This is a genomic window from Pedobacter nutrimenti (assembly GCF_032678445.1).
In the GTDB taxonomy this organism is placed as follows: Bacteria; Bacteroidota; Bacteroidia; order Sphingobacteriales; family Sphingobacteriaceae; genus Pedobacter; species Pedobacter nutrimenti_A.
The window spans coordinates 412,489-427,133 of record NZ_JAVTSQ010000001.1 but is presented as its reverse complement, the minus strand read 5'-3'; the positions used below and the strand labels follow the sequence as shown (position 1 = coordinate 427,133).

Annotated in this window: 10 protein-coding genes; 6 read left to right on the top strand and 4 right to left on the bottom strand. The window is 42.0% G+C overall.

The window, feature by feature from the left end:
• Window positions 1-10: 10 nt before the first annotated feature.
• From R2S08_RS01900 to R2S08_RS01875, 6 genes are all read left to right on the top strand, one after another.
• Entirely contained in the window at window positions 11-3,127 is a 3,117-nt protein-coding gene (locus R2S08_RS01900; RefSeq protein ID WP_316833612.1) for a TonB-dependent receptor, read from the top strand.
• Between the two features lie 3 nt (window positions 3,128-3,130).
• A complete protein-coding gene (locus R2S08_RS01895; protein ID WP_316833611.1) occupies window positions 3,131-4,921 on the top strand; it encodes a RagB/SusD family nutrient uptake outer membrane protein in 1,791 nt (596 codons plus the stop codon).
• Window positions 4,922-4,939: 18 nt separating this feature from the next.
• Window positions 4,940-6,562: a hypothetical protein gene (locus tag R2S08_RS01890; RefSeq protein WP_316833610.1), complete on the top strand. Its 1,623-nt coding sequence runs from the start codon at window positions 4,940-4,942 to the stop codon at window positions 6,560-6,562.
• Between the two features lie 212 nt (window positions 6,563-6,774).
• Window positions 6,775-7,518 (top strand): NUMOD1 domain-containing DNA-binding protein, encoded by a 744-nt coding sequence (locus tag R2S08_RS01885; protein WP_316833609.1) that lies wholly within the window; start codon window positions 6,775-6,777, stop codon window positions 7,516-7,518.
• A gap of 185 nt (window positions 7,519-7,703) precedes the next feature.
• The gene (locus tag R2S08_RS01880; protein WP_316833608.1) at window positions 7,704-8,273 is read left to right on the top strand and encodes a Crp/Fnr family transcriptional regulator; all 570 of its coding nucleotides are present in this window, start codon (window positions 7,704-7,706) and stop codon (window positions 8,271-8,273) included.
• 112 nt (window positions 8,274-8,385) lie between these two features.
• Window positions 8,386-9,663 carry an adenylosuccinate synthase gene (locus R2S08_RS01875; protein ID WP_316833607.1) on the top strand — a complete coding sequence of 426 codons (1,278 nt, stop codon included), beginning with the start codon at window positions 8,386-8,388 and terminating at the stop codon, window positions 9,661-9,663.
• 3 nt (window positions 9,664-9,666) lie between these two features.
• Here R2S08_RS01875 and R2S08_RS01870 read toward each other — a convergent pair whose 3' ends face one another.
• The 4 genes from R2S08_RS01870 to R2S08_RS01855 all read right to left on the bottom strand — a co-directional run bounded on the left by R2S08_RS01870 (window position 9,667) and on the right by R2S08_RS01855 (window position 14,278).
• Complete coding sequence (locus tag R2S08_RS01870; protein WP_316833606.1) at window positions 9,667-10,353, bottom strand: hypothetical protein; 687 nt, start codon at window positions 10,351-10,353, stop codon at window positions 9,667-9,669.
• Window positions 10,354-10,427: 74 nt separating this feature from the next.
• Window positions 10,428-11,459 carry a phosphotransferase gene (locus tag R2S08_RS01865; RefSeq protein ID WP_316833605.1) on the bottom strand — a complete coding sequence of 344 codons (1,032 nt, stop codon included), beginning with the start codon at window positions 11,457-11,459 and terminating at the stop codon, window positions 10,428-10,430.
• Between the two features lie 566 nt (window positions 11,460-12,025).
• The gene (locus R2S08_RS01860; RefSeq protein WP_316833604.1) at window positions 12,026-12,829 is read right to left on the bottom strand and encodes an AraC family transcriptional regulator; all 804 of its coding nucleotides are present in this window, start codon (window positions 12,827-12,829) and stop codon (window positions 12,026-12,028) included.
• 33 nt (window positions 12,830-12,862) lie between these two features.
• Entirely contained in the window at window positions 12,863-14,278 is a 1,416-nt protein-coding gene (locus R2S08_RS01855) for an aldehyde dehydrogenase family protein (RefSeq protein ID WP_316833603.1), read from the bottom strand.
• Window positions 14,279-14,645: the final 367 nt, after the last annotated feature.

The following is a 14,645-nucleotide window of genomic DNA, read 5'->3' as shown; positions in this document are numbered from 1 at the left end:
CCAACATTGTATGAAATTTTTGTTCTTCTCCGGTATCGCAGGTTCTTCCATGAGATGGAAAATACCCTGCCTTATGCGCTCCCTGTTTCTTATACTCACTTTTTTTTCCAGTTTCTCCTATGGCCAGCAAAAATCAGCGGTCACCGGGGTGGTTAAATCTGGCGATTCTACCCTTTCTTCTGTTTCTGTCACTATAAAAGGAGCTTCAACAAGCGTGGTGACAGATGCTAAAGGCAAGTATTCCATTCCGGCCGCTCCGACAGATGTACTGATCTTCTCTTCCATTGGATATACCTCACAAAGTATCCCTGTTAATGGCCGCAACCGCATCAATATAGAACTGATCAGCGAAATTCAATCGCTCAGTCAGGTCGTGGTGGTTGGTTATGGAACAGCAAAGAAAGCAACCCTCACCGGGGCTATCGTTTCGGTAAAAGGTTCCGACCTGGAAAAATCTCCGGCAATGAACCTGAGCAACAGCCTTGCGGGCAGGGTTCCTGGCGTAACTGCAGTTACCCGAAGCGGAGAACCGGGAAATGACGGAAGCACCTTGCTGATCCGCGGGTCAAATACATTGAATGACAACACCCCGCTGGTCGTCGTTGACGGAATCGCCGGAAGGCAACTGGAAAGAATTGACCCATCAGATATTGAAAGTGTAACGGTATTAAAAGATGCCTCCGCAGCTATATACGGAGCCCGGGCAGCCAATGGAGTGATTATGATCACCACCAAACGGGGAACAACCGGAAAACCGACCATCAATTTCTCTTATGACCAGGGCTTTGTTCATCCAACGGTGATCCCCAAAATGGCCGATGCGGCCACTTACGCCCAAATGGTTAATGAAATTGAACAATACAGAGACAAAGATCTCGTGTATTCCGCAGACGATATCCAGAAGTATAAAGACGGATCTGACCCCTGGGGACATCCGAATACAGACTGGTTTAACGCCGTATATAAACCGATATCTATTCAAAGAAACAGCCATCTTTCTTTAAGAGGAGGTAGTGACGCCATCCGATATCTGGTGTCGGCAGGATACAGGTACCAGGATGCGATATACAGAAACAGCGCTACCAATTATTCACAAGGGAATTTTCGTGTCAACCTTGACGCCAAAGTATCTTCCAACATCAAACTCAGTTTCGACCTGGCAGGAAGACAGGAAAACAGAAACTATCCTACCTTAAGCGCAGAAGACATCTATTCCTCCACCATGCGCGGAAAACCAACCGTTGCTGCCAGATGGCCAAATGGACTTCCCGGTCCTGATATTGAACGTGGAGCCAACCCGGTGGTGATGACCACAGATAAAACCGGTTATGATAAAGACATCCGCTATATATTGGAAAGCAATGCCAAATTGGACATCAACATTCCCTGGGTAAAAGGGCTCTCTGTTACAGGTAATGCCTCTATTGATAAACTCATGGACAACCACAAACTATGGCAAACCCCATGGTATCTGTATTACTGGGATGGCCAGAGCTACGGTGCAGACAAGCTCCCTGAGTTGACCAAATCTTTAAAAGGCTATGCCACACCCCAACTCAGACAAGACTTTAACAACGGAAACAGAACAACCCTTAATGGTCTGATCAATTACAGCACATCCATTGGAGAGGTACATCATCTTAAAGCCATGGTCGGTGTAGAACGCATTACCGGCGACTCCCTTAACTTTTTCGCCGCCAGAAGGAATTACATTTCTGCTGCTGCAGATCAGCTCTTCGCAGGCGGTGACGGTACAGACCAAACCAATGGCGGCTCTGCAAGTGTAGATGCACGTCTAAACTATTTCGGACGTTTAAACTACAATTTCAAGGAAAAATACCTGGCCGAATTCGTTTTCCGCTATGATGGATCCTATATTTTCCCTGCCAACGGCAAACAATTTGGCTTCTTTCCAGGCGTATCTCTTGGCTGGGTCATCTCTGAAGAAGATTTCTGGAAAAAGAACCTTTCGTTTTTTAACCAGCTTAAAATACGGGGCTCCTGGGGACGTACCGGAAATGACCGCATTAATCCTTACCAATACCTTCAGGGCTATGCTTATGCAGGCGATGGAACAACCTCCACTACTTATATTTTTAATGGTACAGAAGAACACAAGGCCATTAATGAAACACGCATTGCCAACCCTAACATTACCTGGGAAATTGCCAACCAGTCCAATATTGGTATCGATGGTAAAATGCTGAATGGAAGAATCTTCTTTTCTGCAGATTATTTCTACAATCTAAGAACAAATATCCTGGCTTACCGCAACGCATCCGTGCCTGCTTCAACAGGTCTAACCCTTCCACGTCAGAATATAGGAAAAGTAGCCAACCGTGGGTTTGAATTCCAGGTAGGTACCAACGGAAAAACCGGCGATTTCACGTATACCGTATCTGTTAATGGAGGCTATCAAAAGAACAAGATTGTATTCTGGGACGAGGTTCCTGGTGCCCCGGCCTACCAGCAATCTACTGGTCACCCCATGAACACCTCTTTGTATTATGAAGCCATCGGCATTTTCAGAGATCAGCAGGCGGTAAACAATTACCCACACTGGGCAAATGCCAGACCTGGCGATATTATTTTTAAAGACGTCAACAACGATGGCAAAATTGATGGATTGGACCAGGTACGCAGTGACAAAACCGATCTCCCAACCTTTACGGGAGGCTTAAATATAGATCTGCAATACAAAAACTTCTATGCTTCCCTCCTTATCCAGGGCGCAACCGGTGCTATGAGAAAACAGTTCACTTTCTCAGGAGAAAGCGGCAACTTCCTTCAGGATGATGCCCAGGGAAGATGGACCATTGAAAACCCAGATGCTACAAAACCCAGAACCTGGAATTTTGCTGAAGAATATTGGATGAAACAATATGATATCAACAACACCTATTTCCTCAGAAACAGCAATTATGTAAGACTGAAGAATGTTGAAATCGGATACAACTTCCCTGCTCCGCTACTCAATAAAATCGGCGTTAAAGGCTTAAGGGTATACCTCAGCGGTCTGAACCTGGTCACCCTAACGAAACTAAAAAACTATGATCCGGAATCCAGTTCAGACAACCCCTACCCATCCAACAAAGTTGTCAATGCCGGCGTTAACTTAACTTTTTAATCCATGAAAAATATTCTAATCACCTGCAGCTTTATTTTGTGCATTATGATATGGACATCATCCTGCAAAAAAGACTTTTTAGACACCAAGCCCTCAACAGAATTTTCTGGTGACGATATTTGGAATGACCCAAATCTGATTGAAGCCTTTGTTAACGGCATTTATTTAAACGTAGATAATCCCGCTAACGGCGGAGATGGCTTATTGAAAGGAGAATTTGTAGATGAAATGCACGACCAATGGTTCAGTTTCTTTGAATTCAACAACAGCCTGATCACTCCAGACAATCTCGCTTCGTGGCCACATGAAAACTGGGACAAGCTGTATAAAAACATCAGGTCCTGCAACATCTATTTCAGTAAAATTAATGGTGCAAAAATAGACGACGCTCAGTTGAAAGACCGGATGACCGGTGAAGTACATTTTCTGCGCGCCTACCTTTACCACCAGCTGGTGAGTCTTTATGGTGGCGTTCCCATCATCAAAAAAGCCTATGGGCTAAATGATGTGTTTGCTGTAAAAAGAGACAGCTACAGTGATTGTATTAACTTTATCTCTAAAGAATGTGATTCTGCTGCACTGCTGCTCCCACTTGTTCAGAGCGGAAGCAATCAGGGCAGAGTAACCAAAGGAGCTGCACTGGCCCTCAAAGCCAGAGCCCTACTCTATGCTGCAAGTGACCTGCACAACAAGCCTGTGTTTTCAGGATACGCCCAGCAGGAACTGATCAGGTATACCGACGGAAACCAGGCCAACAGATGGAGAGCAGCAAAAGATGCAGCAAAAGCAGTGATTGATCTGGGCATCTACCGTCTGTATAAAGCCGATCCTGCTCCCGGAGATTCTATTGCTCAGAATTTTGCAAACATTTTTATCAGTAACGGTACAGAGGAAGACATTTGGGTAAGGTATTTTAAAACCACCTCACTTAATGGTTCACCAGATCTGAATTCACTTTCTCTGGTTTCAGGGCCCAATGGCTACCACTTATATGGACAAGATACCCCTTCAGGTGAAATGGCAGATCATTTTGAAATGTCCGATGGCACCCCCTTCAGCTGGTCCGATCCCTCAAAAGCCAGTCAACCCTATAAAAAAAGAGACCCAAGATTTTACGCTTCCATTCTTTATGAAGGGGTTAAATTCAAACCACGTCCCTCAGACATCACCAACCTTGATCCCATTGGTGTGATACAAGTAGGCACCTGGCAGCGATGGGATGCATCCAGCAATGCAATGGAGGAAGTTTACGGACTGGACAGCAGAAAAGGCCCGGTGGAAAATTTCAACGGAGGGTACACAGGATACTATCTGAGAAAATTTATCGATCCGGCAATCAATGGTCAGTTCAGCACCAATGGCACACCGTGGCGTTATATGCGCTATGCAGAAGTTCTTTTAAACTATGCTGAAGCCTGCATAGAATTAAATGAAGAAAGCGAAGCACGTTCCGCGCTCAACCAAATCAGAAAAAGAGCAGGTATGCCCAATATCACAGATTCTGGCAATGCATTGCGCAACCGCTACCGCAATGAAAGAAGGGTGGAACTTGCCTTTGAAGAACATCGCTTCTATGATGTAAGACGCTGGCTTATTGCTCCCGAAGCTTATCAACAGTTTAGCGGGGTCAGCGTTGTCTATAAATTAAATGCAGATCATACTACAGCAACAATACCAACCATTACGCCAATAGTCGTGCAAAAAAGTGCATGGCTCGATAAGGCCTATTTATTTCCGATTTCCAGAGATGAAATGAACAAAAACGCTTTACTAGTTCAGAACCCCAATTATTAATCAATAACTTGCATATAAATGAAAACAAAACACATTCTCCTGGCCGCAGCTCTGCTCTTTCTGAACATCACATCGCATGCCCAATATGCGATATTGAATAAGGATCTGCTTCGCGCTGAACAAGACCATATCCTGCCCGATTCCATCATTTATCATACTGTAAGAGTAGATGGGTCAGGAAATATCCTGCCCTGGTATTCTACCAATTACGGGGCATCATTTGACCAGATGATCAAACTGGTGTGGAAGTTCTGGAGCAATATGGAAACCGATACCAATGGGGTAAAATATTACATGAACCACCAGGTATGGAAGGCAGGCCATGATAAAAGAGGCATTGGTGGCGACCAGGTTGCTATGGGGATATCCTCCTGGGATCTCTTATACAACTACCTGGGAGACAAGACCATTATTGATGACATGAAATACCAGGCCGACTATTACCTGGCACATTCCATGTCTTCGTCAAACTGCAAGTGGCCCAATCTTCCTTATCCTTACAACACAAATGTAGAATCCGGCATATACGACGGAGATATGATGGCAGGTGAAGGTGTACTACAACCAGACAAGGCCGGATCTTTAGGCTTTGAGCTGGTGCGGCTATACAAAAAGACCGGTGAAACCAAATATCTGGATGTAGCTGTTAAAATCGCCAATACCATGGCGGCCAATATTCAACCTGGAGATGCAAACCATTCGCCATGGCCATTCAAGGTAAATGCAGTCACAGGAGAAGTGGCTGCTCTTGGCAAAAATGACTTCTATAAAGAACTCAGACAAGGTTCTTATACCACCAACTGGACCGGTACCATGGAACTGTTCAGCGAACTGATCAAACTCAACAAAGGAAACAAAGCACAGTATCAGCAAGCTTTTAACAAAACCTTAAGCTGGTTTAAAAACTATCCTGAAAAGACAAATGACTGGGGGCCATTCTTTGAAGACGTACCCGGCTATTCCAAAACACAGATCAATGCCACGACCTACGCGATGTACGTCATGGAACACAAAAACTTATATGCAGACTGGAAAAAAACCGTTAACAGTATCTTTGACTGGGTTCATAAAACCTTCAACAATAAAGACTGGGCAAAGTACGGCGTTACGGTAACCAATGAGCAAACCGCTTATCCGGTTGTGGGCAACAGCCATTCTGCCCGCCAGGCTTCTATGGAGCTACTATATTGGGCATTAACGGGAGACACCACATTAACACGTAATGCGGTAAGAGCGCTCACATGGGCAACTTATGCGGTAGACACCGATGGCAAAAACTATTATCCAACCAACGATGTCTGGATGACGGACGGATATGGCGATTATGTTCGTCATTATATCAGATCTATGGCCATTGCACCGCAGCTGTCCCCATCCGATACGGACCATATGCTCAGGACTTCCTCTACCGTGCAGCACATCAATTATCAAAAGTCCTCCATCTCTTATCAAATCTACGACAAAGCATCCAGTGATCTTTTCAGACTCACCAGCAAACCTGTAAAAATCAGCGTTAACGGCAAACCGCTTGTTCAGGCAAATAACAAAAATAAAGATGGATGGTATTGGCAGCCTTTGGACCAGGGAGGAATCCTCAGTCTCCAGCAAAGACTTGGCGACAAGATTGAAATCACAAAATAACCATAAACTAAAGGTCAGTCTAATCAGGCTGACCTTTCTGTTAAAATACCATTAGTCCGAACAAGTATTTCTTTTCAAGTTAAGATTGCTTATATTAGAAATTAGAAAAAGGGGGAAATAACAACAAAAATGACTCTTCATTGTTATTTTAAACTCATTTCCTGACATGCTTATCGTGTCATTCTAAAATATCAGATATATTTGTGATAAATATGCAGAAAGAAAAAAGTACCTACATGATTAGCCGTTATTCTTTAACTGGTCAATTACTTGAAACTTATCCAAATGCAAAAGTAGCTGCACAAGCGTTAGGCACCTCGCAAACCTACATTTCAAAAGCAGCCAGAACCAACAATAAGGTATGGACAGCACGGAAATATTTATGGAGACGCGGAAATGAACCCGTTCTGGACCTGGCTCCCATGCTTAAGGAAAGATGGTATGGTGCCTCCCCTGTAAGCAAGAATCAAAAGACAATTGGTCAGTATGACCTGCAGGGCAACCTGATCAATACCTATACCAATACGGTAGAAGCAGGAAAAGCAGTAGGCATACACCACAAAGGTATTCGCGACGTAATTAAAGGTCGTGGCCTCACTTACGGCGGCTTTATCTGGAATAAAACATTAAAGAAAAAAATCCGTGTTGATTCTAAGATCACTTCCAAAATTGAAAAAGTCTCGCAATACGATTTGGATGGCAGATGGGTCAAGTCTTACGACAGCTGTCTGGCTGCTGCACAAAAAACTAAAATTGACAATGGCCAGATTCATCACTGTCTCAACGGCCATTTACTAACTGCTGGTGGGTATTTATGGCGTAAGGGCGAAAAGTTAAGAATCAACACGAGTGAACTTCGCAAACATCCCCGCTATCCAGGTTCCAAACTGGACAAGCATATCAGGAAGAAGAAGCAGTTAAACACGGCTACCCTGACCCAAAAAGAACTTAAGTAAATGCTAAATCTATTTTAGATGGCCTTCTCTCCCCAAAGGATTTCAGAGTAAGGACAAAATTCCACCGATTTAATTTCATGATTTTTAAAATAAATCAGCCAGGCTGATCGACCAAAAATCATAAAACACAGGTTGTTTTTGTCATATGACAATTTCGTTTCAGCCCTTTTATATTAATTTTGAATATGGAAGCACTTATTCGTTACTTACTTCAATACGGCAACCTTAATCCAGAGCAAATTGCATTAATTCAATCCAAAGCTGAAGCTAAAACCATTGAAAAAGGAACCTATTTCTCTGAGGCCGGAAAGATTGCAGGACAAATAGGCTATGTCACCGAGGGTATCCTCAGGGTCTGTTATTACAACAACATTGGAGAGGGCTTTACCCGTTATTTCGTCTATGAAAATCGCTTTGTAGCTGATATCAATAGCTTCAGAGATCAACTTCCTTCTTCAGAATACATTGAAGCCATCACGGACTGCAGCCTTATGATATTTTCAAAGGACAGTTTTACAGAACTGTCAAACAGCATCCCTGCCTGGAACAGCATATTTGCCAAAATCACCTCTAATGTATTAGAGAACAAGATGAAAGCCAGCAGCAATATGCTGGTTCAGGATGCACAGACCCGCTATATTCATTTCCTGGAACATTACCCTGGTCTGGCCAACCGCGTCCCCCTTTCTATGCTCGCTTCCTATCTGGGAATCACCCCCTCTTCCTTAAGCCGCATCAGAAAAAACATCACTTAAATACGTTCTTGTCATTTGGCAATTGCCAAACGACACCTATTATTCAACTTTGCAGCCATACAAACCAGTCAGTTAAAAAACAGGCTGAATTTAAAAACTAAAAATAACAAGCATGGCTGTTGATGTTTTATTAGGCTTACAATGGGGCGACGAAGGCAAAGGAAAAATTGTTGACGTTTTAAGCCCTGAATTTGATTTAATCGCACGTTTTCAAGGTGGTCCCAATGCCGGACACACTTTAGAATTTGAAAACAAAAAATTTGTACTCAATACCATCCCTTCGGGTATATTTCTGAAAAACACCATGAATCTCATTGGCAATGGTGTAGTCATTGATCCTATCGCATTAAAAAAAGAGCTGGGCCAGCTAAAAAAAGCAGGCTATGATTTGCTGGCGAAGAAGAATCTGTTGATCAGTAAAAAAGCACATCTGCTGTTACCTACCCATACGGTACTGGACACCGCTTCAGAAGGAAAAATGGGCCACAATAAAATTGGATCTACCCTTAAAGGCATCGGCCCCTGCTATATGGACAAAACGGGTCGTAACGGTTTGCGTATCGGCGACATTACCTTGCCCGACTTTAAAGAACGTTATCAAAATCTTGTTCGTAAACATGCATCCATATTGCAGGCATTTTATGGAACCGTTATTGATTTCAGTGAACTTGAACAAGCTTTTTTTGAAGGTATTGAACTCCTTAAACAATTTCCACTTGTAGATTCGGAGCACATGATTAATGATTACCTTAAACAGGGTAAAAAAGTTTTGGCAGAAGGTGCACAGGGCACTTTACTGGATATAGACTTTGGGTCCTACCCCTTCGTTACTTCCTCTAATACAATAACAGCTGGCGCCTGTACCGGTTTAGGAATTAACCCAAAACAAATAGGGGAAGTCATCGGCATTTTTAAAGCTTATAGTACCCGTGTAGGAAACGGCCCCTTCCCTACCGAATTACAAGACGAGAATGGGGATAAATTGCGAAATCAGGGCCGTGAATACGGGGCAAATACCGGAAGGCCGCGTCGCACCGGCTGGATTGATCTGCCCGCACTAAGGTATGCCATCATGATTAATGGTGTAACTCAATTGGTTTTAACCAAAGCCGACGTTTTAAGCAATTTTGAGACCATACAGATTTGCACACAATACAACTACAATGGTGAAATCATCGACTATATGCCTTACGACATCAGTACTATTACCCCTAAGCCCATCCTAAAAGAGATGCCTGGCTGGCAACAGGACATTAGTCAAATTAAGCACAGCGCCCAAATTCCTGCGCAATTACAAGACTATATCAGGTTTTTAGAAGAGCAGTTAGAGGTGCCGGTCAAGTACTTATCTGTTGGGCCAGACCGACTGCAAACTCTGGTATTAAAATAGAAACTACTCCTCAAAATTTTCTGTTTCTTCCTTTGAAGTATTTCCGGTTTCTCCATTAACGAAGATACCTTTCAGTATTTTTTTACCGTCGGAAGTAACTGCTTTGGTGTCCCAGCTAATAATCCAGACAGGACCAGAAGCATTTACTTCCCGGTTTACATAAGTGAAATTATCAGCAGGATCAATATTTTTCTCCTTCATCAGTACCAATATATTATCCCAGTTAAACTTAAACGGCGCATCATAATCTACCTGCTTGATCACATGCCCCGCTCCATTGTAGTTTGTCCAAATCCCCTTAAGAAATCCGTCGCCATGAAACCGCTCTCCCTTTTCTTCCAAACGACCATCCTTATAAAAGGATCGTGAAAGAAAAAAATAACTCTTTGGCCTGGTCAGATCTTCATGAAAACCATCTTTCGTTTTGTACTGGTGCAGGATATTTCCATTATTGTCGATCAGATTTCTCTCGTTATCCACCAAATCCTTATTGAATTTCGCTACATCGAAACGCTCCAGATCTGAAGGTTCATCGGCCGAAGAGTTCTGGCTGGTCTTTTGATTTACCTCAGATTTCTTCCCTTGCCCACCCTTACAGGAATACAATAGAACCGCACAGGTAAAACTCAACATCGTTATAAAAACCATCCTTCTGCACATTCCAATTTCAGATAATAGGTCTTTTATCATATCTATAGTTTAGATTTTATTCCTTAAACCAGGTAAAATTACCATTATATACTGAAAACTTAATTTTCTGAAAACTACTTACCACTCAAGCCTACCTCATGAACCTCAGCAAGCTGTTCTATAGATAAATTAAACCTTTCGGACCGCATACCATTCAGTGCCTCATTCCATAATCCCTTGCCAAACAGCAATTGCCCCTGATAAGTTCCAAGATTTATTTTCCCACTACCCAGCTGGTCTTTTACATCTTTCAAAGTTACACCTTCCATAACAAGATCATGTTCCTTATCAGCTGGCTTAGTCGTATCGGACAGTTTAAACATCAGTACAGCATAAACCAGACGGCAAACCTGACGCATCACAAAAAAGCGTGCTTTGTTATAATCACTTGAATTTCTGCCAAAATAGCTCTCAAGAAAGATATTTTCCTGTTCATCCGTTGTCACATAAAAGTTTGCCATAATGGCAAGATCTACATACCTATCATTTAGAAAAGCTGCGTCCCAGTCAATGATCCAGATTTTCTCCCCATCAAAAACCATATTATTTGGATTCAGATCATTATGACTTGAAACCCTGTCTGCATCTTCCCAGGGATAATGATTCCTGATCAGATCATAATGAGCAAAGCATTCCTCAAAGACCTGGCCTGACCAAGTACCTGATGCCTTAAAAGCAGCAACAAGTCCATCAACTGTGTGCAATAAACTATTCTCCTTAGAAAAAAGCGGCAACTCATGGATAGACTTAATTGTCTTTGCCAGTTTAGACAACAACACGTTATGCGATTTAAAAACAGACTGCATAGGCATTCCCGTAATAAAACGGGTAATCGTAATTCCATCTGTTCTGTTTAGGTAATAAACCGCTGGAGCAAGATCTGCATCCGCAGCAATTTCCATGCTGCTGATCATATTTTCATGAACTGATGGACTATCCAGCTTCAAAACATATGCCTGTTCATCCACAACAATTTTATATACAACAGCTGAAGAAAGTCCACCATTCAATAAAATGACCTCTGTTACTTCTGTCGTATTAAAAGCTTTTAACAATGCAATTTCAACTGCCCTTATTCTTTCAGCAGGTATAAGCGTATTCAACATTTATATCAATTTTAAATCGAGGTTTTTAGTCCCATAACACAAAATTACAATAAATCATTAACTCTGTTGACGTTAAAAACCGGATGATCTATTCTTTGGTCTATTCAAAAACTAAAGCAAATCAAAGGATTAAAAGTTTTTTTCCTGAACATAAGCCTGTAAGCGTCGCTGACCGGTATTTCTACCCCCGGCCACCATTACATGCGTTTTTTGTATCAAAGAGCCAAATTCTGAAGTAAAACCCGCATTTTCTGCGCCTATTGATCTATTAATTCAAAGCTTAATCGAAAACGCTCTACACAATGAGCTTAAACAACAAAGCAACAAGTCTAAAGACAACAATTAAGAATAAGCTGCACACAATAATTTTATCCGATCCTACAATTTCGTTTTTCATTCCATTACAATTTTATCGTTCATCTCCTAATTCATTAAGAAGCGAATTTTAAAAAAGCAACTGTTAACAACTGTTAATTGAGACGAATCAGTTAAATTTTGCGGCCAACCCCCCGTTTTTGGAGACTAATAACAGTAATCAGTCTAAACCGGATGATCTGATCTGATCATTAGACAAGAAATGCACTGGGTGACTTTCCAAACTGCTTTTTAAACGTAAAAGAAAAATGAGACAAGTCTTCAAAACCCAATTCCAGGTAGACATCAGAAGGCATTCGCTTTTTTTCTTTAATCAAATAATAGGCTTCCTTCAAACGGCGCTGTAATAACCAGCGGCTTGGTGTTAGTTGAAATATCTTTTCAAAATCACGTTTAAATGTAGAAAGGCTTCTGCCTGTTAAATAAGAAAATCTTTCGAGGCTCACATTAAAATGAAAATTCTTTTCCATAAAAGCGCCCAGATCTATTTTATAAGGTTCCGAAAAATCAAACAGGACATTTTTCAAAGAGGGATCATAGCCCAATAAAACCAGCAACGCTTCCTTTTGCTTAAGCTTTAAAAGCTCAACAGCATTATCCTCATTCAATAAAGACTCATAAGCCATCAGGGAGTTCATAAAAGCCATTATTGACGTATCTTTCGGTAAACGGATAAACGCAGTTGTATGCTTTTTCTCTTCAGCTTTATAGCCGTATTCTAAACTAAAATCCCTCAGCATTTTATCATCGAAATAAATAGAAAGAGACTTGAATTCTCCCTGATCAGGTGGATACTTAACAAATTTCAAGAGATGGTTTTTCCTTGCAGAGTACAATTCACCCTTTTTAAACTGAACTTTCTGTTGTCCATCGTTCAATTCCATGATTCCTGAAATAACCATCCCCATGCTGTGCCCTTGCACAAACTGCTCCCCTTCTCTAAATTCAGCGAAATGGCAGGAATAATTAATCGGAAAAAGATCTCTTTCTATCATTTTTTCTAGCAATAAAACGTCTAAATTTAGTAATTATTCGAGGATTGCTTTAGGCTCCAGGTAGGCGCCCAAACCATATACCCCAAATTCTCTGCCAATACCCGATTGTTTAAAACCACCAAAGGGCGTTTGAGGATCATGAGAAAAACCATTAATATTAATTCTCCCGGCTGAAATCCGCGCCGCAACACGATTTGCACGTACGGTATCCGAAGAACTGATATAAGCCGCCAAACCGTAAGTCGTATCATTCGCTATTGCAATAGCATCCTCTTCAGATTTGTAAGGAATAATAGACAATACCGGACCAAAAATTTCCTCCCGGGCAATACGCATCTCATTATTTACATTTGTAAAGATCGTAGCTCTGACAAAATTACCTGCTTCCAAACCAGCCGGTTGTCCCTCACCGCCAACCAGAAGTGTAGCCCCTTCCTCTTGCCCAAGCCTGATATAGGTTTGCACACGTTCATATTGCTTTTTACTCACCATAGGCCCTACATGTGTATCTTCATCCTGCGGATTTCCTACTTTTATGCTTTCAGCAGTTGCTTTTGCAATTGCATTAACCTCTTCCAGTTTATGTTCAGGAACCAATAAACGGGTTGGTGCAATACAAGCTTGCCCACTGTTCATATAAGCACCTAAAACAGCCATAGGGATCACTGTATTCAAATCTGCGTCATCCAGGATCACATTCGGTGATTTACCACCAAGTTCCAATGTAACGCGTTTCATCGTGTCAACAGCACCTTTAGCGATGGTTTTGCCCACTGCTGTAGAACCTGTAAAGGAGATTTTGGCAATATCGGGATGACTGGTTATTTCAGCGCCCACAACACTTCCCAGACCATTTACAATATTGTAGACACCATCAGGTAAACCGGCTTCATGAAAACATTCCGCAATAAGTTGCGTTTGCAATGCGCTCATTTCACTTGGTTTGATAACCACAGTACAGCCGGCCGCAATTGCAGTGGCCAGTTTGTTGCAAATAAAACTGTTGCTAGCATTCCATGGCGTGATGATACCTGCAACACCCAAAGATTCTAAACGCACCTTAGAGTGACCAACCTTTTTTTCGAAGTCAAATTCCTGCAAGGTTTCAATCATGGAAGAAAAAGCATGTATTGCATGCTGTGTGCTGGCCTTGCAAAACTGGAAAGTACCGCCATACTCCAACACCATAACGTCTATCAGTTCCTCTTCTCTTTTGCTCACCGCAGCCTGTAGCTTCTGCAGGTAGTTTATGCGTTCTTCCTTGGTCGTTTGAGCAAAGCTTTTAAACGCTTCCTTTGCAGCAGCAATCGCCATGCGCGTATCTTCTTCATCACCCAGCCTTACCGTTCCGATTTTTTGATTATTACTGGGGTTGATAAGATTGAAAGTTTCTGTTCCATGAGGTGTAACAAATGCACCATTAATGTAAATCTGATTAATATGTTTCATCGTCTGATCGTTTTTGATATACACAAAGATCAGGTGATTATCCAGAAGATTGTTTTGTTAAAACGGTCAAAGTTGCTTTGCTAAAACGGTCAGCAAATACGATAAACAACAGATGTAAAGGACTGTTTTTTAGGCTGAAATTGTTATATTTAAAAAACGAAACGGCCATAGGGCTAATGACTGCCATCAGGACTATTGGAGTACTAATGCTCGTTAGCCCTTTTGGTCGTGATCTCACTGAATATTCAATTTGTAAATTTCTTAAAGGAGCACTGGTCTGGAACCAGTGCATATTGGTTTGATATGCATGCGCAACGATGTCAAAATCCTTGCGCCATGACTGCGCCTTTTTTCAGTAAAAAGGCGC

Bases quoted from the DNA above. Each gene is read 5' to 3' on its own strand.
- R2S08_RS01900 (WP_316833612.1), top strand. From the start codon at position 11: ATGAAATTTTTGTTCTTCTCCGGTATCGCAGGTTCTTCCATGAGATGG.
- R2S08_RS01895 (WP_316833611.1), top strand. From the start codon at position 3,131: ATGAAAAATATTCTAATCACCTGCAGCTTTATTTTGTGCATTATGATA.
- R2S08_RS01890 (WP_316833610.1), top strand. From the start codon at position 4,940: ATGAAAACAAAACACATTCTCCTGGCCGCAGCTCTGCTCTTTCTGAAC.
- R2S08_RS01885 (WP_316833609.1), top strand. From the start codon at position 6,775: ATGCAGAAAGAAAAAAGTACCTACATGATTAGCCGTTATTCTTTAACT.
- R2S08_RS01880 (WP_316833608.1), top strand. From the start codon at position 7,704: ATGGAAGCACTTATTCGTTACTTACTTCAATACGGCAACCTTAATCCA.
- R2S08_RS01875 (WP_316833607.1), top strand. From the start codon at position 8,386: ATGGCTGTTGATGTTTTATTAGGCTTACAATGGGGCGACGAAGGCAAA.
- R2S08_RS01870 (WP_316833606.1), bottom strand. From the start codon at position 10,353: ATGATAAAAGACCTATTATCTGAAATTGGAATGTGCAGAAGGATGGTT.
- R2S08_RS01865 (WP_316833605.1), bottom strand. From the start codon at position 11,459: ATGTTGAATACGCTTATACCTGCTGAAAGAATAAGGGCAGTTGAAATT.
- R2S08_RS01860 (WP_316833604.1), bottom strand. From the start codon at position 12,829: ATGATAGAAAGAGATCTTTTTCCGATTAATTATTCCTGCCATTTCGCT.
- R2S08_RS01855 (WP_316833603.1), bottom strand. From the start codon at position 14,278: ATGAAACATATTAATCAGATTTACATTAATGGTGCATTTGTTACACCT.